A 23,936-nucleotide genomic window follows, 5' to 3' on the forward strand; every position below is an offset into this window, starting at 1 on the left:
TCAGACGCCGAGCTTGAGGCCCGCTCCCGCATCGACCCGGAGTTGCTGACCGGTGACGAACCGGGACTCGTCGGACGACAGGAACACCACGGCATGCGAGATGTCCTCCGGCTCGACCCACGGGGTGGGCATCGCCTGCATGAACGGGAACGTGACCTTCGCGTCCTCCGCGGTCGGGTTCTCCAGGTCGGGGCGGAACGTGCGGAACATCGGCGGGCTCTGCAGCATGTCGGTATTGCAGTTGGTGGGATGGATCGCGTTGACGCGGATGGATTTCGGGCCGAGGGTGAGCGCGAGCGAATTCGTGTAGGTCCACAGCATCTTCTTGGCCAGCCCGTACCCGTCGCCGCCCGGCCCCTGCAGCGCTTGCTGACCGTTCAGCCCGGTCTGCGGGACCAACCCGGCCACCGATCCGGTCGCGATGATCGACGCGCCGGCATCCAGGTGCGGGAGGGCCGAGTGGATCGTGTTGACCACGCCGACGAAGTCGACGTCGAACGCGTCGACGAATCCCTCGACCGGCACGTCGTTGCCGAGGGGCGCGATCCCCGCGTTGGCGACCACGACGTCCAGCCGCCCCAGCGTCGCGACCGCGGCGTCGAGTGCGCGCGTCAGCGCGGCGCGGTCGCGAACGTCCACCTTGGCGGTGACGACCCGGCGTCCCGCCTTCTCGACGAGCCGGCCGGTCTCCTCGAGGTCGGCCTCGGTCGCCAGCGGGTACTCGTTGGACGCGATGTCCTCGCACAGGTCGAAGGCGATGATGTCGGCGCCTTCGTCGGCGAGATGCACTGCGTGACTACGACCCTGACCCCGCGCCGCTCCCGTGACGAGAACGACCTTCCCCGCTACCCGATTCATCTGTAGTCCTCCGCTCGCTTCGTGACGTACGTCCCTTCGCGTGGAGAATTAGAACACGTTTTACCGCAAAGTGAAACAGGTTCTACCGAACCTCGGCGGGGGCCCGACCGCGCTACGGCTTACGCAGCGCGGCCATGAACATCGCGTCGGTGCCGTGCCGGTGCGGCCAGAGCTGGACCCCCGGCCCCTCCCCCAGATCCGGGACGCCGGGGACGAGCTCACGGGTGTCGAGCGCGGTGAGGCCGTGGCGGCGCACCGCGTCCGCGACCACCGCCACCGTCTCCGAGAGGTGCGGAGAACACGTCGAGTACAGGATCACACCGCCCGGGCGCACGAGCTGAGCGGCCGACGCGAGGAGTTCCCGTTGCAGTTTCGCCAGACCCGCCACGTCCGACGGCTGCCGGCGCCACCGCGCCTCCGGCCGCCGGCGCAGCGCACCCAGCCCGGTGCACGGGGCGTCGACGAGGATGCGGTCGTACCCGCCCGCCAGCCCCGAATCGCGCCCGTCGGCGACGTGCACGTCCACCGGAAGTTCCTTCGTCGTCTTGCGGATCAGGTCGGCGCGGTGCGCCACCGGCTCCACGGCGTCGAGGCGTCCGCCCTCGATTCCGGCGAGAGCGCCGAGCAGTGCGGCCTTGCCACCCGGTCCCGCGCACAGGTCGAGCCAGCGGCCCGCGTCCGGTCCGTCCAGCGGCGCCAGCGACAGCGCGCGGGCGACGAGCTGACTGCCCTCGTCCTGCACCCCGGCGAGTCCTTCCCGGACGGCGTCGAGCAGGCCGGGATCGCCGCCGTCCAGATAGACCGCGTACGGCGAGTACCGCCCGACCTCGCCGCCGGTGGCCAGCGCGAGTTCCTCCGAGGAGATCTCTCCGGGGCGGGCGACGAGATGCACCGCCGGACGGGCGTCGTCGGCGACGAGCACGTCCTCGAGCTCACCGGCATCGGCGCCGAGCGCGTCGGCGAACACCTGGGCGATCCACGTGGGGTGGGCGTGCTCGAACGCCAGCCGCCCCACCGGATCGGCCGGGGCCAGCCGCTCCACCCATTCCGCCTCGGACCGCTCGGACACCCGGCGCAGCACGGCGTTGACGAAGCCGGCCTTCCCCGGACCGGCCTCCGCGCGCACGAGGTCGACGGACGTCGCGACGGCGGCGTGTGGGGCGACGCGGGTGCGCAGAAGCTGGTAGGCGCCCAGCTGGAGGACGTCGAGGAGCGGTCCGTCGATCTCCTCGATCGGCCTGCCCGCGCAGTCGGCGATCACGGCGTCGAGGAGCCCCCTCGCACGGGCGGCGCCGTATGCCAGTTCGGTGGCGAGTGCGGCATCGCGGCCGTCCAGGCGGCGCTCGCGCAGAAGTCCGGGCAGCACGAGGTTGGCGTAGGCGTCGCGTTCCCGCACGGCGCGCAGCACGTCCCGCGCGGCGAGCCGCGGCTGGTCGAGCCCCGACTGGGACGCGTCGGGGCGGCGGGCCTGGCGGGGCCGGTTGTTCCGGCTCCCCGAGCCGGACTGGCCGCGACGGGCGGGCCTTCTGGATTCGCTCACTGTGCCCGTACCTCCGCGTCGAGTCGTGCGCCTCGCGCCCAGTCGAGGGCGGCCATCTGTTTCTTGCCCTGCGGCTGGATGCGGTCGAGACGCACCGCCGTCGTGGACGTGCCGATCAGGAATCCGGACTTGGTCACCGAGATCTCGCCCGGCTCCAGCCGTTCGTCCGTCGGGGTGACCGGGCCGACCTTGACGCGCAGATCCCCGATCGTGGTCCAGGCGCCGGGCGCGGGGGTCACCGACCGGACGTGCCGGTCGACCACCGCAGCCGTTCTGTCCCACCGGATCCGGGCCGCCTCGACCGTCACCTTGGGGGCGTGCGAGACCCCCTCGGCCGATTGCGGGATCGCGGCGATCGCGCCGTCCTCGATCCCGTCGAGAACCGACTCCAGGAGCACGGCACCGCTGTCCGCCAGCCGTCCGAGCAGGTCACCGGCGGTATCGGTGTCTCGAATGCGCTCGGTGACCACGCCGTAGACCGGCCCGGTGTCCATCCCCGACTCCAGCCGGAACGCGCTCGCGCCGGTCATGTCCTCACCCGCGCCGATCGCGGCCTGCACGGGCGCGGCGCCGCGCCAGGCAGGCAGCAGCGAGAAGTGCAGGTTCACCCAGCCGTGCACCGGGATGTCGAGAACCTTCTGCGGCAGCAGCGCCCCGTAGGCGACGACGGGCGCGCAGTCGGGCGCCAGGTCGGTGAGCCGCGCCAGGAATTCCGGTTCCGAGGGCCGCTGCGGAGTGAGCACCTCGATGCCGTGCGAGTCGGCGAGGGCACCGATCGGCGAGCGAACCACCTTGCGTCCGCGACCCGCGACCGCGTCGGGGCGGGTGATCACGGCCACGACGTCGTGCCGCGGGGAGCGGATCAGGCGTTCGAGGGAGGGAACGGCGGGTTCGGGGGTTCCGGCGAAGACTATGCGCACGTCGGCGACCCACACGACGGACGGTGGACCGCTGCGCGGGCCGAAACGATACTCACGAAGAATGCTCCCCTTCGATGGACGATGTGCCGACCAGTCTAGGGAGTCGGACTGCGGCCATAACACTCGGCGAACAGTCGGTGTGACGATTCGGCAGAACCGCACACAGTGGCGGCGGACGGGTATTGACTGTCCTGAGGCCGGCGCGAACGGTCGGGCCGGTGTCCCGTTTTCGAACCTCTGGAGGTAACGATGGCAGGAATTGAGAGCAAGTTCGACAAGGCCTACGAGACGAAGCCCATCGAAGAACTGGCCAGTGCCCCCGTCGCCGCACTGCAGGGCGTGAGCGATTCCGACGCCGAACATCTGGCAGCCGCGTTCAACATCAAGACGGTGAAGGACCTCGGCACCAACAAGTACTTCCTGTGGGCGCAGGCCGTCGCGAAACTGGCGGAGTAGCAGCCACCCGGGGAGCGGGGAGCCGTGCAGTGCACGACTCCCCGCTCCGGCTGTGCGGTCCTACCGGTTACTGTCGACGACGACCTCCGGGATGCCCGCGCCGACCGGAACGAATTCGCACCGGGCGTGCGGGGTCGCGGCAGGATCGAGCGCCGACCGGACCAGATCGAGCGCGAACGGATCGTACGGAGCCCGGAAGTGTCCGGTGCCGTCCTGCGGGCAGCGATCCTGGATGAGGATGTTCTCCGCCCCGGCGCCGCGGAGCGCCATGTTCGTGTACGGCTGGATCATTTCGTCGTACCGCGAACCGATCGTCGTGTAGGAGACGCCCGGGACGGTGTCGCCGCCCGCGTTGAGGGCGTTCATGAACGGCGAGTTCTGCATCTGCTGGCTCACGGCGACCGACGTCACCGCTCGGGCGAACTCCGGTCCTCCGGGAATTGCCTGCACGATCGGGACAAGTCCGTACATCACTCCGCCATAGCTGGGCGATGCCAGCCCGACCCAGCGGTCGACGAACGGGGCGCCGCCGAGTTTGTTGACGTAGTACCTGCTGACGTTCGCGCCCTGCGAATATCCGACGATGTCGACCTCGGCGGCACCGGTCGCCTCGCGCACCCGGTCGACGAACCCGCCGAACTCCTCGGCGCTCGCGACGATGTCCTCGGTGCCGAACGAATCGGCAGCCGGCGCTCCGCCGTAGTTGAGCGCGAAGACGCAGTAGCCGTCCGCGGCGAGCATCGGCGACAGGGCAGCCCAGTCCGCGTAGGCGCTGGCGTCCGTGCCGTGCGCCAGAACCACCGGGTCGGGACGGTCGGGCGAGGGCGTGCACGAGAAGTCGTTCGATCCCGCGGGTGCGCTGTCCGGGTGGTCGTGCGCGTACGCGGCGGCGGCACTACGATCGCTCTGGGGAAGCCCGGCCGCGGCGGGCACGACGGGTTCGGGCGGTGAGGCGTCGTCCGCACGGGCGGTGGACACTGCGCCGGACATCAGCAGGACGACACCCGCGACGACCGCACCGGTATCCCGAAACCTCATGATCTCTCCCGACTTCGCTGTGATGTTCTGTGAACCCTCCCAGAAGGTGCACGCGATGTCGCGTCGAGACGGCGGGTCCGCGGCGGGGTGGGGCACCTTACGAGTCGGCCTCATCCTTGCCCGCGTCGCTCTGATCGTCTTCCGCGAGAAGGCGATACAACGCGCGCCGCGCTTCGGTGAGAATTTCGCCGGCGCGCCGGACCTGGTCGTCGTCGCCGACCGCGGCAACCTGTCCCGCGGCACCCATCAGCAGCCCGATCAGTCCCCGCAGGTCCTCGGCAGGCCTGCCGACGCTCTCCCGCACGTCGTCCCACGGGGTGCCGAGTTCGGTCTTGTTCGCTTCGACGAAGGCCGCGCCCTCATCCGTGAGGCGCGCGGTCTTGCGGCCCGCCACCTTTTCGATGAGCACCAGGCCCTCGTCCTCGAGCTGCGACAGCGCGGGATAGATCGATCCGGGACTGGGCTTCCACACCCCGTCGCTGCGTCCGACGATCTGCTGGATCAGCTCGTAGCCGTGCATCGGCTGCTCGGTGAGCAGCAGCAGGATCGCGGAGCGGACATCGCCGCGCCGTCCCCGCCCACCCCGCCCGCGTCCGCGGCCGAAGTGCATTCCGGGCCCGAAGCTGGGACCACCCTCGGGGCCGAAGCCGCCTCGGCGGTGTCCGTGACGGTGCGGCCCCTCGGGCCGTGCCATCCGTTCGCGTCCGAATCGTTCCCGTCGGGAACCCCTGTGTTCGAAATGGAAGTCTTCCATCATCAGCCTCCTTCTATATCGCTGATGCATCAACGATATATCGTCAATGGGAGTCGGGCAAGACCCAATATCTGTGACGGTGGTCTACTACCCGATGCGCATCGGGTCGATCTGAACCCTCGCGGGCTGCGAGTCCTTACGGGCACTCCGCACCGACTGCGCCTCCCCCAGCGCCTTGGCGAGCGGTTTCCCCTCGCCACGGGGCACCCGGATCAGCATGCGCTCCACCTCTGCCGGCTCCGGTGCGTCACCGGAGAACGGCAGTCGCTCCCCGGCGGGCAATTCGACCGGTCCGAGCAATTCCGCATTCGCCGGTAATTGGGCGAGGTCCAGGAGGTCGGCGATCGCCTTCGCGCTGCCGTCGATCGCCGCGAGATGGATGGCGGGCGGAAATCCGACCTCCGCCCGCTCCTCGTACTGCGCGCGCGCGTGCCCGACCGGATCCCAGCGCACCAGCGCCTGCACCGTCGGAATGCCCGAATCCGCCACCACGACCACCTGGCCTCCGTCGGCGAACGGGCGCACCAGCGACGACGCCGTCATCCACCGCCGCAACGTCTCCTCGGCCGCGCGCAGATCGGGCCGGCCGAGCAGCGCCCAGCCGTCGAGCAGCAATGCGGCGCCGTAGCCGCCCGGCATCACCGGTTCGGCCCCGACCGTCGACACGACCAGGGTGGGCCCCTGCTTCACCTCGTCGACGACATCCGTCCCGCCCGACATCCTGACCGCGACGCCCGGGAACGCGCGGCCGAGTTCCTCGGCGGTGCGTCCGGCACCGACCACGACGGCCCGCAGCGCCCGCGCGCCGCACGCGTGGCAGCGGTGCGCGGCGTCGGCGACGCCACACCACCGGCACGCCGGTGTTCCCGCCCCGTCCGGGCCGGCCGCCGACGGCAGCGCGAGAGGTCCGTTGCAGCGACGGCATCGCGCCGGCGCCCGGCACTTGCCGCACGCGAGACTGGGGACGTACCCGCGCCGGGGAACCTGGACCAGCACGCCCCGGCCGGCGCCCAGCGCCTCCCGGGCTGCCGCGAAGGCGATGGCGGGCAACCGGGCGGCACGCGCGCCCGGGTCACGGGCCAGGGCGTGATCACTGTCCGCGAGTGCGGTGATCTTCGGTGCGGCCGCCCGCACCGCATCCCGGGAGGCCACGACGTCGTGCGCCCAGCCCGAGTCGACCAGGGCCTGCGCCTCGGCGGTGCGGGCGTGTCCGGCCAGCACCACCGCGCACCCGCCGGCGTACGCGCGCAGCAGCGCCACCTCGCGGGCGTGCGGATAGGGAGCGCGGGGCTCGGAATGGTTGTCGTCGCCGTCGTCCCAGACCACGATCAGCCCGGTCCGAGGAGTCGGCGCGAACACCGAACTCCGGGTGCCCACCACCACCCTGGCCGTCCCCCGCAGCGCGGCCAGCCAGCGCCGGTAACGCAGAGCGGGACCGAGCCCGGCGGCGAGACCGACGACGGCATCCTTGCCCAGCACAGCCTCCACCGCCGCGACCACGCGGTCGAGATCACGCTGATCGGGGACGACGACGACGGTGCTTGCCCCGGTGGCGGCGACGAGTCCCGACAGTTCCGCGAGACGCGCAGGCCAGTCCTCACCGGGAAGCGCCTGCCAGACCGCGCGCGGGGCGCGCCCCGCGCGAAGTGCGGTGAGGAACGCCTCGCCGTGCACGTACCGGGCCCACGCGTCGGTCGGAACCGCCGTGCCCGATATCTCAGGGGGTTCGGACGCGGCCTCGGACTCCGCCCGCGCGTGCCGCGGCGGGATCGCCAGCCGCAGCACGTCGGCGCGGGTTCCGGCATACCGGCCCGCGACGAGGTCGACCACCCGGGTCATCTCCTCGGTGAGCACTCGCTCGGGCGAGATCACCCGTTCCAGCCAGCCGAAGCGGCCCTGGTGGTCGCTCGTCGCGTTGCGGGAGACGACGAACCCGTCGACGAGGCGCCCCGCGAATCGGATGCGGACGCGGACCCCGGGCTGCGCCTGTTCGTCGAGTTCCTTCGGAACGAGGTAGTCGAATTCGCGGTCGAGGTGGGCGAGCGGAAGGAGCGGCAGCACCCGGGCGACCGGATCTATTTCTGCCGCAACCTTTTCCGCGCTCACGCGCCGCCGCCTACCGGGGCGGCGCCCGCCGCGCCGAGACGACCGATCAGAGGCCTGCGGCTGCCCGCAGCTTCTCCGCCCGGTCGATGCTCTCCCAGGGGAGGTCGATGTCGGTGCGACCGAAGTGTCCGTAGGCCGCGGTCTGCGCGTAGATCGGGCGCAGCAGGTCGAGGTCGCGGATGATGGCGCCGGGCCGCAGGTCGAACGTTTCGGTGATGGCCTGCTGGATGCGGGCCGGATCCGTCTTCTCGGTACCGAACGTCTCGACGAACAGGCCGACGGGCGCCGCCTTGCCGATCGCGTACGCCACCTGGACCTCGATCCGGTCCGCGAGGCCGGCCGCGACCGCGTTCTTGGCCACCCAGCGCATGGCGTAGGCCGCCGACCGGTCGACCTTCGAGGGGTCCTTGCCGGAGAATGCGCCGCCGCCGTGGCGGGCCATGCCGCCGTACGTGTCGACGATGATCTTGCGGCCCGTCAGACCGGCGTCACCCATCGGGCCGCCGAGCACGAACTTGCCGGTCGGGTTGACGAGCAGCCGGATGTCCGACACGTCGAGTTCGGGCATGTCGATCTCGGCGAGCACCGAACCGAGAACCTTTTCCCGCAGGTCCGGGGTGAGCAGGTTGTCGAGGTCGATGTCGGCGGCGTGCTGGGTCGAGATGACCACGGTGTCGAGGCGGACCGCTTTGTCGCCGTCGTACTCGATGGTGACCTGGGTCTTGCCGTCGGGACGCAGGTACGGCAGGACACCCGACTTGCGGACCTCGGTGAGTCGACGCGACAGGCGGTGCGCCAGCGCGATCGGCAGGGGCATCAGTTCGGGCGTGTCGACGGTGGCGAATCCGAACATCAGTCCCTGGTCGCCGGCGCCCTGACGGTCGATCTCGTCGTCGCTCAGTTCACCGGTGCGGACCTCGTGCGAGTGGTCGACGCCCTGGGCGATCTCCGGGGACTGGGCCCCGATCGCGACGTTCACGCCGCAGGAGTTGCCGTCGAAGCCCTTGGCCGAGGAGTCGTAGCCGATCTCGAGCACGGTGTCGCGCACGATCTTGGGAATGTCTGCGTATGCGGTGGTCGTCACCTCGCCGGCGACGTGGACCTGTCCGGTGGTCACCAACGTTTCGACGGCGACGCGGGCACGCGGGTCGTCGGTGAGGAGCGCGTCGAGGATGGAGTCGCTGATCGCATCACAAATCTTGTCCGGGTGCCCCTCGGTCACAGACTCACTGGTGAATAGCCGACTACCGGACTGGCTCACAGAATTCCCTCTCGACAGTTGTCCCTGAACAGCACTTGAAAACAGCTTAGCTGCGTCACACCGCGAACGACCCTAGCGCCACCCCGGCGGGAGTGACACCCTTAGAATCACCGAAACCCTCCCGAACGTTTCGTCAGAGTGTCCGGAACAGCTGGTCGACGGCGTCGAGCACCCGACTCGCCATCAACGCCTTCGATCCGTGCTCGAGCGCGGACTCGGAACCGTCGGCCCCGAGCAGCCAGCCGTCGTTGTGGTCGACCTCGAACGCCTTGCCCTCCCCGACCGCGTTGACGACGAGAAGGTCGCAGCCCTTACGCGCGAGCTTGGCCCGCGCATAGGTGAGGACGTCGCCGTCGGCGTCTCCGGTCTCGGCCGCGAACCCGACGATCACGGTCGACGACGGGATCTGCCCGTCTCGTCGCGACTGGACCAGGCCGGCGAGAATGTCCTCGTTCTTGGTGAGTGCGATCGAGTCGGGCTCACCCGCACCCTTCTTGATCTTGCTGGCCACCGTCGTCGACGGCCGGAAGTCGGCTACTGCCGCCGCCATGATCACGGCGTCGAATCCGGGCGCGTGCTTGGCGACCGCCACCCGCATGTCTTCCGCCGTGCGGACGTGCACCATGTCGACCGCCGCGGGATCGGCGAGACCGGCGGTGTACCCGGAGACGAGAGTGACCTCGGCCCCGCGCTGCACGGCGAGCCGGGCGATCGCGTACCCCTGCTTGCCCGAACTGCGGTTACCGAGGAACCGTACCGGGTCGAGTGGCTCCCGGGTGCCGCCCGCGGACACGAGGACCCGCCGGCCCTCCAGGTCGCGGGGCAGCGCGTCGGGACGCTCCAGCAGCAGCGACGCCAGTCCGACGATCTCGTCGGGTTCGGGCAGCCGGCCCGCGCCGGTGTCCTTGCCGGTGAGGCGCCCGGAGGCGGGTTCGATCACGGTCACCCCGCGTGCCCGCAGCGTGGCGACGTTGGCGACGGTGGCCGGGTGCTCCCACATCTCCGTGTGCATCGCGGGCGCGAACACCACGGGACATCGCGCGGTGAGCAGCGTCGCGGTGAGGAGGTCGTCCGCGCGTCCCGCCACGGCCCGCGCCATGAGGTCGGCGGTGGCGGGCGCGATGACCACGAGATCCGCTTCCTGTCCGAGTCGGACGTGCGGGACCTGCGGAACGTCGGTGAACACACCCGTGTGCACGGGGTTGCCCGACAGCGCCTCGAACGTCGCCTTGCCGACGAACTCGAGCGCGGATTCGGTCGGGATGACGCGCACGTGATGCCCGGCCTCCGTGAAGGCACGGATGACGGCACAGCTCTTGTACGCGGCGATGCCGCCGCCGACTCCGACGACGATCCGCTTGCGCGCCGCCCGCGAGAGCGTCGATTCCGGTGAATCCGTCATGTGTCCGGACCCCGGGCCCGCTGCCTGCTCCGGCACCGCAGATCCTCCGCTCACTCGCCTTCGGTGTGCTCGAGGAGGTCGGAATGGATCTCGCGCAGCGCGATCGACAGCGGCTTCTCCTGCAGTCCCGGCTCCACGAGGGGGCCGACGTACTCGAGGATGCCGTCACCGAGCTGGTTGTAGTAATCGTTGATCTGACGCGCACGCTTGGCCGCGTAGATCACCAGCGCATACTTCGACGACGTGCGTGCGAGGAGCTCGTCGATCGGAGGATTGGTGATGCCGAGCGGGGTGTCGTAAGCCGGCAGGGCGCCGTGGCTGGGTGTGGCGGACGCTACTGCGGGGGTGCTGCTCACTCGGTATCTCCTGAAATAGTTCTGGCTAGTGGATGTGAGAACTAGTGGGTCGACTCGGACTGTTCCGGTCGTCCAACCAACAAGGATACCAACTCGTCGCACGTTCGGCTGACATCCTCGTTCACGACGACCACGTCGAACTCGTCCTGCGCCTCCAGCTCGACCCGCGCGGTGGCGAGACGCCGCTCGACGACGTCGGCGGATTCGGTGCCCCGGCCGGTCAATCTCTCGACCAGCACATCCCAGCTCGGGGGCGCCATGAAGACGAGAAGCGCCTCCGGCATCGCGGCGCGCACGGCCCGCGCACCGGCGAGATCGACCTCGACCAGCACCGGCCTGCCCTGCTCGATCGCCGCGCGGACCGGGGCGGCCGGGGTCCCCGACAGCTGGAGTCCGCCGTGGATCTCGGCCCACTCGAGCAGTTCACCGGAGTCGATCATCCGCTGGAACTCGTCGCGAGAGGTGAACCGGTAGTCCTTGCCGTCCACCTCGCCCGGGCGTGGGTCGCGCGTCGTCGCGGACACGCTGAAGACGAGCTCCGGCATCCGTTCACGCAGGAGTCGCACCACGCTGGACTTACCGACGGCCGAGGGGCCGGCCAGTACCACCAGCCGACCCCTCCGCACTACGGTCTTGCGCTCTGACACTTGTGCGTCAGCTACCACTGTCGTGCTCAGGCCTCGAAGTCGAACCTGGCGAGCAGGGCCTTCCGCTGCCGATCGCCGAGGCCACGGAGGCGACGGGTCGGAGCGATCTCCAGCTCGGTCATGATCTCCTGCGCCTTCACCTTGCCCACCTTGGGCAGCGCCTCGAGCAGTGCCGACACCTTCATCTTGCCCAGGATCTCGTCGTCCTCGGCGTCCTTGAGAACCTGCTTGAGGTCGGTGCCACCACGCTTCAGGCGCTCCTTGAGCTCAGCCCTGGCCTTGCGGGCAGCAGCTGCCTTCTCCAAAGCAGCAGCGCGCTGCTCATCAGTCAACTGGGGAAGGGCCACGGTTCCTCCGTCTCGTCGTTGGCAAATAGTCCAAACCACTGGATAACCAGCAGCGATAGCGACCGTACTCACGCCCGGCGCCGATTGCGAACCCACCCCCAGAGGTCAGAGCCGGATTCGGGTGGGCTATGAGAGCGCGGACTCGATCTCGTCGCGCACCTTCACGGCCGCCTCACGCAGGGCCGTCACAGACGGTCCCGCCTTGAGAACACCACGAGAACTGTTCGGTAACAACAGGTTTCGCGAATCGGGAAAAATGTCGGCGAGATCACGGGGAGTGGCGCCCTGGGCGCCGAGACCGGGCGCGAGAATCGGTCCGGAAAATTTCGACAAATCCAGGCCGTGTCCGCGTGTCGCACCCACCACCAGCCCCACCAGACCGGGGTGCGCGTCGTTGTGCCGGGCCGCCGCATCCACCACGGATTGGGCCACCGAGACTCCCCCGGAGGTCCGGGACGCCTGCAGGTCGCCGCCCTCCGGGTTGGACGTGCGGGCGAGCACGAAGAGCCCCCGGCCCCGCTCCGCCGCCAGCGACAGGGCCGGGTCGAGAGCGCCGAACCCCAGATACGGCGACACCGTCAGGGCGTCGGACGACAGGGGCGCGTCCTCGCCCAGCCAGGACTGCGCGTACGCCGCCATCGTCGACCCGATGTCCCCGCGCTTGGCGTCGGCGACGACGAGCGTCCCTGCCTCTCTGAGGACCGAGATGGTGCGTTCGAGCACTGCGTACCCGGCGGAGCCGAACGCCTCGAAGAACGCCACCTGGGGCTTCACGACGGCCACCTCACCGACGAAGGCCTCCACGCAGATCTCCGCGAAGGTCTCGAGCCCCTCGGCCGAGGCCGGCAGTCCCCACGCCTCGAGCAACCCGGGGTGCGGGTCGATCCCGACGCACAACCGCCCCCGGTGCTCGACCGCCGAGGTCAGCCGGTGCACCCAGGAGTGGTGGTGATGGTGGTGGTGGTGTCCGCTCACGACCGCAGCCTCGCGTGCAGCGCCTGGAGCGACTGGACACCGATGTCGCCGCGGATCGCGGCCTCGATGCCCTGGACGGCGGCGGAGGCACCCTGCACGGTCGTGACGCACGGGATGTTCGTGGCAACGGCGGCACTGCGGATCTCGTAGCCGTCGACGCGCGGGCCGGAATTGCCGTACGGCGTGTTGATCACCATGTCGACCTCGCCGTCGCGGATCATCTCGACGATGGTGCGCTCGCCCTCCTCCAGCTTCTCGCCGGAGTGCTTGTGCACCTCCTCGCAGGTGATGCCGTTGCGACGCAGCACGGCCGCGGTGCCCTCGGTGGCCAGGATCCGGAAACCCAGGTCGGCGAGCCGCTTGACCGGGAAGATCAGCGACCGCTTGTCCTTGTTGGCGACCGAGACGAACACCGAACCCGACGTGGGCAGTGAGCCGTACGCCGCCGTCTGGCTCTTCGCGAACGCGGTACCGAAGTCGGCGTCGATGCCCATGACCTCGCCGGTCGACTTCATCTCCGGGCTCAGCAGGGTGTCGACTCCGGTGCCGTCGGCGCGGCGGAACCGGTTGAACGGCAGCACGGCCTCCTTGACGGCGACGGGGGCTTCCGCCGGGGTCCAGCCGCCGTCGCCGGTGGCCGGGAGCACCCCGCTCGCACGCAGGTCGGCGATGGACTCGCCGAGCATGACGCGGGCGCACGCCTTCGCGAGCTGCACCGCCGTCGCCTTCGACACGAACGGCACGGTGCGGCTGGCGCGAGGGTTGGCCTCGAGGACGTACAGGATGTCGTCCTTGAGGGCGTACTGGACGTTGAGCAGGCCCCTCACCCCGATGCCCTTGGCCAGGGCCTCGGTGGAGCGTCGGACGTTCTCGAGGTCGGCGCGGCCGAGCGTGATCGGCGGGAGCGCGCACGCCGAGTCGCCCGAGTGGATACCGGCCTCCTCGATGTGTTCCATCACGCCGCCGAGGTACACCTCGGTGCCGTCGCAGAGCGCGTCGACGTCGATCTCGATGGCATCCTCCAGGAACCGGTCGACCAGGACCGGCCGGTCGTCGGAGATCTCGGTGGCGCGGGAGATGTAGCTCTCGAGGGACGCCTCGTCGTACACGATCTCCATGCCACGACCACCGAGAACGTACGACGGCCGCACCAGCACCGGGTACCCGATGCCGGCGGCGATGTCGCGGGCCCCGGCGAACGTCGTGGCGGTGCCGAACTTGGGAGCGGGCAGCCCGGCCTCGACCAGCACCTTGCCGAATTCGCCGCGATCCTCCGCGAGGTCGATCGCTTCGGGGCTGGTGCCCACAATCGGCACCCCGGCGGCCTTCAGCCGCTTCGCCAGACCCAGCGGGGTCTGACCGCCGAGCTGCACGATGACCCCGGCCACGGTGCCGGAGATCGATTCCGCGCGATACACCTCGAGCACGTCCTCGAACGTGAGCGGCTCGAAGTACAGGCGGTCGGCGGTGTCGTAGTCGGTGGAGACCGTCTCCGGGTTGCAGTTGACCATCACGGTCTCGTAACCGGCCTCCGACAGCGTCATCGCGGCGTGGACGCACGAGTAGTCGAACTCGATGCCCTGGCCGATGCGGTTCGGTCCGGAACCGAGGATCAGGACCTTCGGGCGCTCCGTCTGCGGGGACACCTCGGTCTCGGCCTCGGGGTCGAGCTCGTACGTCGAGTAGTGGTACGGGGTCTTCGCCTCGAACTCGGCGGCGCACGTGTCGACAGTCTTGTACACGGGGTGGACGTTCCACTGCTCACGCAGCGCCCGGACCGCGTCCTCGCCCCCGATCTCGGGACGCAGGGCCGCGATCTGCCGATCCGACAGTCCGTGGTGCTTGGCGCGCCGCAGCACCCGCTCGGTCACCTCGGGCGCTTCGCGCAGCTCGTCGCCGAGTTCGTGGATCTGCAGGATCTGGTCGAGGAACCACGGGTCGACCTTGGTGGCGTCGAACAGCTGCTCGACGGTGGCGCCGAGGGCGAACGCCTTTTCGATGCCGTACACGCGCCCGTCGCGGGGGACGCTCAGTTCCGCCAGCAGGCCGTCGAGGTCGGTGGCGTCCACCTCGGGGCCCGTCCAGTACCCGGCGCGCTTGGTCTCGAGCGAGCGCAGCACCTTGCCGAACGCCTCGGTGAAGTTGCGGCCGATCGACATGGCCTCACCGACCGACTTCATCGTGGTGGTGAGGGTGTCGTCGGCGCCGGGGAACTTCTCGAACGCGAAGCGCGGGGCCTTGACCACGACGTAGTCGAGGGTCGGCTCGAAGCACGCCGGGGTTTCCTTGGTGATGTCGTTGACGATCTCGTCGAGGGTGTAGCCGATGGCGAGCTTCGCTGCGATCTTCGCGATCGGGAACCCGGTGGCCTTCGACGCGAGCGCACTGGACCGCGACACGCGCGGGTTCATCTCGATGACGACGAGGCGGCCGTCGGCGGGGTCCATCGCGAACTGGATGTTGCAGCCGCCGGTGTCGACGCCGACCTCGCGGAGGATGTCGATCGAGAGGTCGCGCATCGCCTGGTATTCACGGTCCGTGAGCGTCATGGCGGGGGCGACGGTCACCGAGTCGCCGGTGTGCACGCCGACCGGGTCGACGTTCTCGATCGAGCACACGATCACCACGTTGTCGCGGCCGTCGCGCATCAGCTCGAGCTCGTATTCCTTCCACCCGAGGATCGACTCCTCGATCAGGACGTTGGCGGTGGGCGACGCGGCCAAACCGCCGCCGGCGATCCTCGTGAGGTCCTCGTCGTCGTAGGCCATGCCGGAGCCGAGCCCGCCCATCGTGAACGACGGGCGCACCACGACGGGGAAGCCGAGTTCGGCGACCGTGTCGCGGACCTCGTCCATCGTGTAGCAGACCCGGGACCGCGCGGACTCTCCGCCGACCTTCGCGACGATGTCCTTGAACTTCTGCCGGTCCTCACCGCGCTGGATGGCGTCGAAGTCGGCGCCGATCAATTCGACGTCGTACTTCTCGAGGATGCCCTGCTCGTGCAGCGCCACCGCGGTGTTCAGGGCCGTCTGACCGCCGAGCGTCGCGAGGACGGCGTCGATGGGGTGACCCTTCTCGGCCTCGAGGGCGATGACCTTCTCGACGAACTCGGCCGTGATCGGCTCCACGTACGTGGCGTCCGCGAACTCGGGGTCGGTCATGATCGTGGCCGGGTTGGAGTTGACGAGGCTGACCCGCAGGCCTTCCTCGCGCAGTACCCGGCAGGCCTGGGTTCCGGAGTAGTCGAACTCGCAGGCCTGTCCGATGACGATCGGCCCGGAGCCGATCACCAGGATGTGGGAGAGATCTGAACGGCGTGGCATTACTTGGTGACTCCCTCGAGCAGGCTGGTGAAGCGGTCGAACAGGTAGGCGGCGTCGTGTGGGCCGGCCGCGGCCTCGGGGTGGTACTGCACGGAGAAGGCGGACCCGTCGAGCAGGCGGACTCCCTCGACGGCACCGTCGTTGGCGCACGTGTGGCTGACCACGGCCTTGCCGAACGGGGTGTCGAACTCCTGCCCGGCCTCCCCCTCGAGCGCGAAGCCGTGGTTCTGCGCGGTGATCGCGATGCGGCCGGTCTCGTGTTCGATGACCGGGATGTTGATTCCCCGGTGCCCGAACTTCATCTTGTAGGTGCCCAGTCCCAGTGCGCGCCCGAGGATCTGGTTGCCGAAGCAGATGCCGAACAGGGGCAGGCCCTGGCCGATGACCTCCTTCGTGAGGTGCACGGCACCGTCGGCGGTCGCCGGGTCGCCGGGACCGTTGGAGAGGAAGACGCCGTCGGCCTTCAGATCGAGGATCTGCTCGAGCGTCGCGTCGGACGGGAGCACGTGCACCCGGATGCCGCGCTCGGCGAACATGCGCGGGGTGTTGGTCTTGATGCCGAGGTCGATCGCGGCGACGGTGAAGCGCGCGTCTCCCCCGGTCGGCTCGACGACGTACCCGCTGGTGGTGCTGACCTCGCCGGCGAGATCCGCGCCGAGCATCGACGGCTGGCCCTTCACCCGGTCGAGGAGCACGTCGGTGTCGGCCAGTGCGTCGCCGGAGAACACGCCGGCGCGCATGGAGCCGCGGGTGCGCAGGTGGCGCACCAGGGCGCGGGTGTCGATGCCGGCGATCCCGACGACGCCCTGCTTGACGAGTTCGTCCTGCAGGGAGCCGGTGGCGCGCCAGCTGGAGGTGCGGCGCGCGGGGTCGCGGACGACGTATCCGGCCACCCAGATCTTGGCCTCGGCGCTGCTGCCGGTGGGACCGACGGACTCGTCGTCCTCGTCGTTCCATCCCGTGTTGCCGATCTGCGGCGCGGTGGCGACCACGATCTGGCGGTGATAGCTGGGGTCGGTGAGCGTCTCCTGGTACCCGGTCATGCCGGTGCTGAAGACGGCCTCACCGAGCGTCTGCCCGACGGCACCGAACGTGGTGCCCCGGAATACCCGCCCGTCCTCGAGGACCAGTACTGCCGAGTCGGTGTCGTAGCCGCTCATGCGTTCTCTCCGTTCTGCTCGACCTCACCAGAGCTCGCCGCATTCGCTGAATCTTCACTGTCTTCGTTGCCGGCCGGCTCCCCCGCGCTCACCCAGGCGGGGTAGACCGACTTGTCGTCGCTGCGGAAACCGGTGTCGATCTCGGTGCCGGTCGGCAGTTCCCACCGGATCACCAGGACACCGTCCTTGCTCATGACCTTGCCCGCGAGCCCGCGTTCGGTACGCACGGCACGGATCGCGTCCTGCGGAATCCAGATCGCCGACGCCCCGTCGCGTTCGAGCAGGATGCCGGACGTGTAGCGGGAGATCTCGCCCGTCGCCCGGAACCCGAGGTCGCCAACCGCGATCCGGTCCTGCCAGCTCGGGGCGAGGGTGCTGCCCACGTACAGTCCGGTAACCGGGGCGATCGTCCGATCACCGAGCTGCGCGGGGACGGCGGGGAGTTGCCCGATCCGGTCGGCCTGACGGCGGGCGCGACCGCGCCAGCCGATGTACATGAGGAAGATGGCCAGCGCCCAGAACGCGACGAGGCCGACTATCCACAGGATTCTCTCCACCGTCATCCCCTTCCGTTCCGCGCCGGGACGCGGGCCCGGCCGTCGCTCGCGGTGATCCGCCCGCGGAGGATCGTCGTGGTCACCCGTGCCGGCAGGGTCATCGACTCGTAGGGCGTGTTGTGGGCGACGCTGGCGAGGTCGGGGCCGTGGACCGTCCATTCGGCGTCCGGATCGATCAGCACGAGGTTGGCGGGCTCGCCGACCTCGAGCGGCCTGCCCTGGTCGTCGAGTCCGACGATCTCCGCGGGACGCTCACTCATCACCCTGGCCACGCCCCGCCAGTCGAGCAGTCCGGTGCGGACCATCGTCTGCGCGACGATCGACAGCGCGGTCTCGAGGCCGAGCATGCCCGGGCGGGCGGCGGCGAATTCGCAGCACTTGTCCTGCTCGGCGTGCGGCGCGTGATCGGTCGCGACGCAGTCGATGATCCCCTCGGCCAGTCCGGCGCGCAGCGCGGCGACGTCGCTCGCCTCGCGCAGCGGCGGATTCACCTTGTTGACGGCGTCGTACGTCTCGAGCCGGGAGTCGTCGAGCAGCAGGTGATGCGGGGTGACCTCGGCGGTGATCGAAATACCTTGTCCGCGAGCCCACTTCATCAGCTCGACGGTCCCGGCGGTGGAGGCGTGGCAGATGTGCACCCGCGCCCCGGCGTCGCGGGCGAGCAACGCGTCGCGGGCGACGATCGACTCCTCGGCGGCGCGTGGCCAGCCCGCCAGGCCGAGCCGGGCGGCGGTGGGGCCCTCGTGGGCGACGGCGCCGACGGTCAGCCGTGGTTCCTCCGCGTGCTGCGCGATGAGCACCCCGAGCGAACTCGAGTACTCGAGCGCCCGGCGCATGATCAGCGGGTCGTATACGCAGTGGCCGTCGTCCGAGAACATCCGGACCCGGCCGATCCCCGCCGCCATCGTGGCCATCTCGGCGAGTTGGCTGCCCTCGAGCCCGACGGTGACGGCGCCGACGGGGTGCACGTCGACGAGCCCGACCTCCTGGCCGCGGCGCCACACGTGATCGGTGACGACGACCGAATCGGCGACCGGGCTGGTGTTGGCCATCGCGAACACCGCGGTGTACCCGCCGAGCGCGGCGGCGGCCGAACCGGAATCGATGGTCTCGGTGTCCTCGCGGCCGGGTTCACGCAGGTGGGTGTGCAGGTCGACGAAACCGGGGAGCAGGATCTGCCCCGCCGCGTCGATCACCTCGGTGTCCAGCCCACCGTCCTTCCCGGCGTCCGCGCCGATCGCGACGATGACGCCGCCGCCGAGCAGCACGTCGGTGGGCTCGCCCTCGCCGTACAGCAGCACGTTCTTGATGAGCACTGTCTCTCCTGTCACTGCACTGTCACTCATCCCGCAACCACTCATCCCGCAACTTCCTCCGCTCCGACCAGCAGCCGGAACAGCACGGCCATCCGCATGTGCACTCCGTTGGTGACCTGTTGCAGCACAGCGGTTCTCGTGGAATCGGCGACCGCCGAGGCAATTTCCATGCCGCGCAGCATCGGGCCGGGGTGCAGCACCACCGCGTGCGCGGGAAGCAGCGCGAGCCGCTTCTCGGACAGGCCGTACGTGATCGAGTACTCGCGCTGGGACGGGAAGAATCCGCCGTTCATCCGTTCCGCCTGCACACGCAGCATGAGGACGGCGTCGAGTCCCGGAAGTTCCGCGTCCAGCGAATGCGCCACCGAGACCGGCCAGGACGACACCCCCACCGGGAGTAGCGTGGGCGGCGCGACGAGAACGACCTCGGCACCGAGCATCGACAGCAGCAGGGCATTCGACCGCGCCACGCGGCTGTGCAGGATGTCGCCGACGATGGCGATGCGCTTGCCCTCGATGTCGCCGAGACGCTGGCGCAGCGTGAGCGCGTCGAGCAGCGCCTGGGTGGGGTGCTCGTGTGTTCCGTCGCCGGCGTTGATGACGGCGGGCCCGCCGTCGTCCTGGCGTCCGGTCCAACTCGCGATCTGGTGGGCGGCACCCGACGCGGGGTGGCGCACGATCAGCGCGTCGGCGCCGGCGGCGCGCAGCGTCATCGCCGTGTCCCGCAGCGATTCGCCCTTGGACACCGACGAACTCGAGGCGCTGACGTTGATCACGTCCGCGCTCATCCACTTCCCGGCGACCTCGAACGACACGCGGGTCCGGGTCGAGTTCTCGAAGAACACGGTCATGACCGTCCGGCCGCGCAGCGTCGGGAGCTTCCGCACCTCGCGCCCGAGCAGCGCCTGTTCGAAACGTTCGGCCTCGTCGAGCAACTCGACAGCCGATTCCCGGGTCAGGTCCGCGATCGACAGCAGGTGCTTCACTTAGCCCTTCCCCCCGGAGATCATGACCGCGTCACGGCCGTCGTGTTCGCTCAGCAGTACCTTCACGTCCTCGCTGCGGGCGGTCGGCACGTTCTTGCCCACGTAGTCGGCCCGCAGCGGCAGTTCGCGGTGGCCACGATCGACGAGGACCGCCAGCTGCACGGCGCGCGGGCGGCCGAGATCGCGCAGGGCGTCGAGGGCCGAGCGGACGGTGCGGCCGGAGAACAGCACGTCGTCGACCAGCACGACCAGCGTGTTGTCGACCCCGCCCTCGGGCACCGACGTGCGTTCGAGCGGACGGTGGGGTTTCGTGCGCAGATCGTCGCGGTACAGGGTGATGTCGAGGGAGCCGACGGGCGGACGCACGCCGGAGAATTCTTCGATCTTCCCGGCGAGGCGCGCTGCGAGCGTCGTGCCCCGGGTGGGGATTCCGATGAGAACGACCCGCGGCGCCTCGCCGTCGGCGGCGTCGATCGCGGTCTTCTCGATGATCTGGTGCGCGATACGCGCAATGGTCCGTCCCACATCGGCTGCGGACAGCAGCTCTCGTGCGGGTTCGACGGACGGGGACGACTCTGGTGTTGATTCCGCCGGTTCCCCGGCAGAGCGAGACCCTTCGGGCACGCGCATACAACGACCTCCTTCTCCGCCTCACTGGACGGATCGTTAAAGGATGCCTGACGCGGACAGCTTATCAGCGCGTCGAATGCGCCAGGCCCGGACCCCTGACCTGCGGACCCGCCGGATCGCCCCCGTGAGGGCCGACCGGCGTGGCGGGTCCGCGGCGGAACACGAACTTACGGGCGGGCGTCGTTCGACTCGTCGGTGGCGGCGGTCTCGGCGCGCCGCGACGTCGCGGCCGCAGCCGACCGCACCTGCGGGGCCACCAGCACGACCTGACCGAGGATGCCGTTGACGAATCCCGGCGACTCGTCGGTGGAGAGCTGCTTGGCCAGCTCCACCGCCTCGTCCACCGCCACGACCGGGGGCACGTCGGTGGCGTGGAACAGCTCCCATACGGCGATGCGCAGAATGGCGCGGTCGACGGCGGGAAGCCGCTCGAGGGTCCAGTCCTGCAGGTGGGAGGAGATGACCTCGTCGAGGCGGTCCAGGTTCTCCGCGACCCCGGTCACCACGGTGACCGTGTACGGCGCGACCGGTGCCACGGAATCGTCCTTGCCGGCCAATTCCGCGCGTTCGGTCGCGAGATCGACCGGATCGAGATCCCGCGCTTCGGCCTCGAAGAGGAAATCCACGGCGCGCTTGCGGGCCTTGTGCCGTGCGCCGAGTTTCTTATGCGTACCGGACACTCAGGAATTCACACGCCCGAGGTAGTTGCCGTCGCGGGAGTCGACCTTCAGCTTGTCACCGGTGTTGATGAACAGCGGAACGTTGATCTCGGCGCCGGTCTCGAGGGTCGCGGGCTTGGTGCCTCCGGTGGAGCGGTCGCCCTGCAGACCGGGATCGGTGTGCTGGACCACCAGTTCGACGGTGACGGGCAGTTCCACGAACAGCGGAACGTCCTCGTGCGTCGCGACCTGCACGGCCATGTTCTCGAGCATGAAACGGGCGCCGTCGCCGACGGTGGCCTCGCTGATCGAGATCTGGTCGTAGGTGTCACCGTCCATGAAGATGTAGTCGGTGCCGTCGTGGTACAGGTACGTCATGTCGCGGCGGTCGACCGTGGCGGTGTCCACCTTGACGCCGGCGTTGAACGTCTTGTCGACGACCTTGCCCGAGAGCACGTTCTTCAACTTGGTGCGCACGAACGCGGGACCCTTGCCGGGCTTCACGTGCTGGAACTCGGTAATCGTCCACAGCTGGCCTTCGATCTGCAGGACCAGGCCGTTCTTGAAATCACTGGTGGAAGCCACTTGCTTCGCGTCTCCTCGATAAGGTCGAAACCGTCTATACGACAGTCAGGTCTTTGGTGGTGAGTGTGAGCAGCTCCGGTCCCTGCTCACGAACCACGAGCGTGTCCTCGATCCGCACGCCTCCGCGCCCGGAGAAGTACACGCCCGGCTCGACGGTCACCGCCGCACCGTCCAGAAGTGTACCGGTGCCGAGCTTGCCGATCCCCGGAGCTTCGTGGATCTCCAGGCCGACGCCGTGTCCGAGGCCGTGCAGGAACAGTTCCCCGTAGCCCGCGTCCTCGATCACCCGGCGTGCGGCACCGTCGACCGCGGACACCTCGGCACCGGGGTGCAGGGCGTCCCGGCCGGCCTGCTGCGACCGCGCGACCAGCTCGTATACGTCGCGTTGCCAGTCGGCGGCCCGCTCGAGGACGTACGTTCTGGTCATGTCCGAGTGGTATCCGCCCACCTCGGCGCCGAAGTCCAGTTTCACGAAGTCGCCGCTGCGCAGCACCGCCTCCGTCGGGCGGTGATGCGGAATCGCCGAGTGGGCGCCCGCCGCGACGATGGTCTCGAACGAGATGCCGTCGGCGCCGTGCTCGAGCATCAGCGTCTCCAGTTGCCGGCCCACCTCCTTCTCGGTGCGGCCGGGCCGGAGGCCGCCCCGCTCGATCAGCTCGGCGAGCGCCGAGTCGGCCGCGGCACACGCCGTGCGGAGCAACCCGACCTCGTGGTCGTCCTTCACCATCCGCAGTTCCTCGACGAGCCCCGGGACTGGGTCGAGGCGGGCGTCCGGCGCGAGCAGGGACCAGGCCGCGAACTCGTCCACGGTGACGACGTGACTCTCGAACGCCAGCGACGACGGGATGCCCCGCCCGACCGTGTCGATCAGGTGTGCGGCGCTGGCGCGGTCGATCTCCGCCCGCAGATCGGGAACCTGTTCCGCCACCTGCGTGAGGTACCGGCCGTCGGTGCAGATGACGGTGCGCTCCTCGGCGCCCTCGGCGTCGGCGGCGTGCACGAGCAGCGCGGCATTGGACCCGGTGAACCCGGTCAGGTACCGGATGTTCACCAGATTCGTCACCAGCAGTGCGTCGAGATCCCGGGCGGCGAGGGCCGCGCGCAACGCTGCGCGCCGCGCACCATGATCAGCAGGCATGTCGTCAAACGTACCGGCAAACCGGCACCCGGCGGGCACGGATCGACGGCCCGCGCCGGCAGCGAGAACAGGTTGCAGAGGGCGACCGTGTGGGTTAGGCCACACGCCGCAAATCCCGCTGGTTACGCTGGGCCCATGAATGCGTGGGTGGTACGCGGCCTCGGCATGGCCCTGATACATGTTTTCGTTCGTGTGATCCTCGGTGTGTCGATCACACAGTGGCCTCTTCAGGGTTCCGCTCTGAGATGGCTCGCACTCCTGGTCGTCGTGCTCGTGGCGTTGATCTGGGCGGGAATCGACGGCATCCGGGACCGTCGCCGGAACCCGGATCCGGAGGACGGGGCCGACCTGACGATGTTGTGGCTGAAGGCGGCGCTGCTCGGGGGGATCGTCGCGGGTGTCGGGAGCTGGCTCGCCAACCTCGTCCCGAACCTCAACGTCACGCAGAACTCGTTCTTCTTCGAGATCACGTCCGGGGCCGCCTTCACGGTGTTGCTCATCTTCGTGCCGGCCATGGTCGCCGTGTTCCTCGGCCGGTTCTTCGTCGGCCGTGAGTCCACGAAGACCGGGAAGGACCGCAGCGAACGGCAGCCGGCGGCGCACGGGGCGGGAGCGGCAGCCGGAGCCGCTGCGGGGGGAACCGCGGCCGCGGCCGTCGCCGACGACGAGGGCTACGGCCAGAACTATCCCGGGCAGGCCTACGAGCAGACCGGCTACGCCGGATCCGACGCCGACACGGCCGTGTTCGAACCGGTGCACAACTACCGCGAGGACACGTCCGATCTCGATCACGCGGAGGGCGGGGACAGCGACTGGCAGGACCCCGTCGACCTCGGCAAGCGTCCGTCGGACGATCAGCGTCGCGGCGACTGACCGACACCGTTCCCCTCGACAGCCGAACGCGGCGGTGTGAGCGCATTCG

At 69.6% G+C, this 23,936-nt stretch carries 23 protein-coding genes; 2 read left to right on the top strand and 21 right to left on the bottom strand.

Features of this window, described 5'->3' with window-relative positions:
• The 3 genes from H0B43_RS02355 to fmt form a co-directional block, all read right to left on the bottom strand.
• A complete protein-coding gene (locus tag H0B43_RS02355; protein WP_185729462.1) occupies positions 1-858 on the bottom strand; it encodes a mycofactocin-coupled SDR family oxidoreductase in 858 nt (285 codons plus the stop codon).
• Between the two features lie 112 nt (positions 859-970).
• Positions 971-2,398, bottom strand: a complete 1,428-nt coding sequence (locus H0B43_RS02360; RefSeq protein WP_185729461.1) for a transcription antitermination factor NusB — start codon at positions 2,396-2,398, stop codon at positions 971-973.
• On the bottom strand, positions 2,395-3,318 hold the full coding sequence (gene fmt / locus H0B43_RS02365) for a methionyl-tRNA formyltransferase (RefSeq protein WP_185729460.1): 924 nt from the start codon (positions 3,316-3,318) through the stop codon (positions 2,395-2,397). Before fmt ends, H0B43_RS02360 begins: the two co-directional genes overlap by 4 nt.
• Before the next feature lie 249 nt (positions 3,319-3,567).
• Between fmt and H0B43_RS02370 the strand changes: the two genes are divergently transcribed.
• On the top strand, positions 3,568-3,774 hold the full coding sequence (locus tag H0B43_RS02370) for a hypothetical protein (RefSeq protein WP_073370512.1): 207 nt from the start codon (positions 3,568-3,570) through the stop codon (positions 3,772-3,774).
• A gap of 60 nt (positions 3,775-3,834) precedes the next feature.
• Here the strand turns inward: H0B43_RS02370 and H0B43_RS02375 are convergent, their stop codons facing one another.
• The 18 genes from H0B43_RS02375 to H0B43_RS02460 all read right to left on the bottom strand — a co-directional run bounded on the left by H0B43_RS02375 (position 3,835) and on the right by H0B43_RS02460 (position 23,014).
• Positions 3,835-4,812 carry a triacylglycerol lipase gene (locus tag H0B43_RS02375; RefSeq protein WP_185729459.1) on the bottom strand — a complete coding sequence of 326 codons (978 nt, stop codon included), beginning with the start codon at positions 4,810-4,812 and terminating at the stop codon, positions 3,835-3,837.
• Between the two features lie 97 nt (positions 4,813-4,909).
• The gene (locus H0B43_RS02380) at positions 4,910-5,566 is read right to left on the bottom strand and encodes a PadR family transcriptional regulator (RefSeq protein WP_185730138.1); all 657 of its coding nucleotides are present in this window, start codon (positions 5,564-5,566) and stop codon (positions 4,910-4,912) included.
• 87 nt (positions 5,567-5,653) lie between these two features.
• Complete coding sequence (locus H0B43_RS02385) at positions 5,654-7,672, bottom strand: primosomal protein N' (protein ID WP_185729458.1); 2,019 nt, start codon at positions 7,670-7,672, stop codon at positions 5,654-5,656.
• A 46-nt stretch (positions 7,673-7,718) separates the two neighbouring features.
• Positions 7,719-8,933 carry a methionine adenosyltransferase gene (gene metK, locus H0B43_RS02390; RefSeq protein ID WP_185729457.1) on the bottom strand — a complete coding sequence of 405 codons (1,215 nt, stop codon included), beginning with the start codon at positions 8,931-8,933 and terminating at the stop codon, positions 7,719-7,721.
• A 133-nt stretch (positions 8,934-9,066) separates the two neighbouring features.
• A complete protein-coding gene (gene coaBC, locus H0B43_RS02395; protein ID WP_185729456.1) occupies positions 9,067-10,335 on the bottom strand; it encodes a bifunctional phosphopantothenoylcysteine decarboxylase/phosphopantothenate--cysteine ligase CoaBC in 1,269 nt (422 codons plus the stop codon).
• A gap of 50 nt (positions 10,336-10,385) precedes the next feature.
• Positions 10,386-10,691, bottom strand: coding sequence for a DNA-directed RNA polymerase subunit omega (rpoZ, locus tag H0B43_RS02400; protein ID WP_005241734.1), 306 nt, complete (start codon positions 10,689-10,691; stop codon positions 10,386-10,388).
• 41 nt (positions 10,692-10,732) lie between these two features.
• On the bottom strand, positions 10,733-11,299 hold the full coding sequence (gene gmk, locus H0B43_RS02405) for a guanylate kinase (protein WP_312033959.1): 567 nt from the start codon (positions 11,297-11,299) through the stop codon (positions 10,733-10,735).
• Positions 11,300-11,364: 65 nt separating this feature from the next.
• Positions 11,365-11,685 (bottom strand): integration host factor, actinobacterial type, encoded by a 321-nt coding sequence (gene mihF / locus H0B43_RS02410; protein WP_005262298.1) that lies wholly within the window; start codon positions 11,683-11,685, stop codon positions 11,365-11,367.
• Positions 11,686-11,811: 126 nt separating this feature from the next.
• Positions 11,812-12,621 carry an orotidine-5'-phosphate decarboxylase gene (gene pyrF, locus H0B43_RS02415; protein WP_397517524.1) on the bottom strand — a complete coding sequence of 270 codons (810 nt, stop codon included), beginning with the start codon at positions 12,619-12,621 and terminating at the stop codon, positions 11,812-11,814.
• 35 nt (positions 12,622-12,656) lie between these two features.
• Positions 12,657-15,983, bottom strand: coding sequence for a carbamoyl-phosphate synthase large subunit (carB, locus tag H0B43_RS02420; protein WP_185729453.1), 3,327 nt, complete (start codon positions 15,981-15,983; stop codon positions 12,657-12,659).
• Positions 15,983-17,143 carry a glutamine-hydrolyzing carbamoyl-phosphate synthase small subunit gene (carA, locus tag H0B43_RS02425; RefSeq protein WP_185729452.1) on the bottom strand — a complete coding sequence of 387 codons (1,161 nt, stop codon included), beginning with the start codon at positions 17,141-17,143 and terminating at the stop codon, positions 15,983-15,985. The genes carB and carA overlap by 1 nt, the downstream gene beginning before the upstream one ends.
• Entirely contained in the window at positions 17,140-17,706 is a 567-nt protein-coding gene (locus H0B43_RS02430; RefSeq protein ID WP_185729451.1) for a transporter, read from the bottom strand. Before H0B43_RS02430 ends, carA begins: the two co-directional genes overlap by 4 nt.
• Positions 17,703-19,046 (bottom strand): dihydroorotase, encoded by a 1,344-nt coding sequence (locus H0B43_RS02435; protein WP_185729450.1) that lies wholly within the window; start codon positions 19,044-19,046, stop codon positions 17,703-17,705. Before H0B43_RS02435 ends, H0B43_RS02430 begins: the two co-directional genes overlap by 4 nt.
• 11 nt (positions 19,047-19,057) lie before the next feature.
• Positions 19,058-20,002: an aspartate carbamoyltransferase catalytic subunit gene (locus H0B43_RS02440; RefSeq protein ID WP_185729449.1), complete on the bottom strand. Its 945-nt coding sequence runs from the start codon at positions 20,000-20,002 to the stop codon at positions 19,058-19,060.
• Positions 20,003-20,632, bottom strand: coding sequence for a bifunctional pyr operon transcriptional regulator/uracil phosphoribosyltransferase PyrR (gene pyrR / locus H0B43_RS02445; RefSeq protein ID WP_185729448.1), 630 nt, complete (start codon positions 20,630-20,632; stop codon positions 20,003-20,005).
• A gap of 167 nt (positions 20,633-20,799) precedes the next feature.
• A complete protein-coding gene (gene nusB / locus H0B43_RS02450; RefSeq protein WP_185729447.1) occupies positions 20,800-21,312 on the bottom strand; it encodes a transcription antitermination factor NusB in 513 nt (170 codons plus the stop codon).
• Positions 21,313-21,876: an elongation factor P gene (efp, locus tag H0B43_RS02455; RefSeq protein ID WP_005241702.1), complete on the bottom strand. Its 564-nt coding sequence runs from the start codon at positions 21,874-21,876 to the stop codon at positions 21,313-21,315.
• A gap of 34 nt (positions 21,877-21,910) precedes the next feature.
• Positions 21,911-23,014: an aminopeptidase P family protein gene (locus H0B43_RS02460; RefSeq protein WP_185729446.1), complete on the bottom strand. Its 1,104-nt coding sequence runs from the start codon at positions 23,012-23,014 to the stop codon at positions 21,911-21,913.
• 135 nt (positions 23,015-23,149) lie between these two features.
• Between H0B43_RS02460 and H0B43_RS02465 the strand changes: the two genes are divergently transcribed.
• Positions 23,150-23,887, top strand: coding sequence for a B-4DMT family transporter (locus H0B43_RS02465; protein WP_185729445.1), 738 nt, complete (start codon positions 23,150-23,152; stop codon positions 23,885-23,887).
• The last annotated feature ends 49 nt before the right edge of the window (positions 23,888-23,936 follow it).

The organism is Rhodococcus sp. 4CII, assembly GCF_014256275.1.
GTDB lineage: Bacteria > Actinomycetota > Actinomycetes > Mycobacteriales > Mycobacteriaceae > Rhodococcus_F > Rhodococcus_F wratislaviensis_A.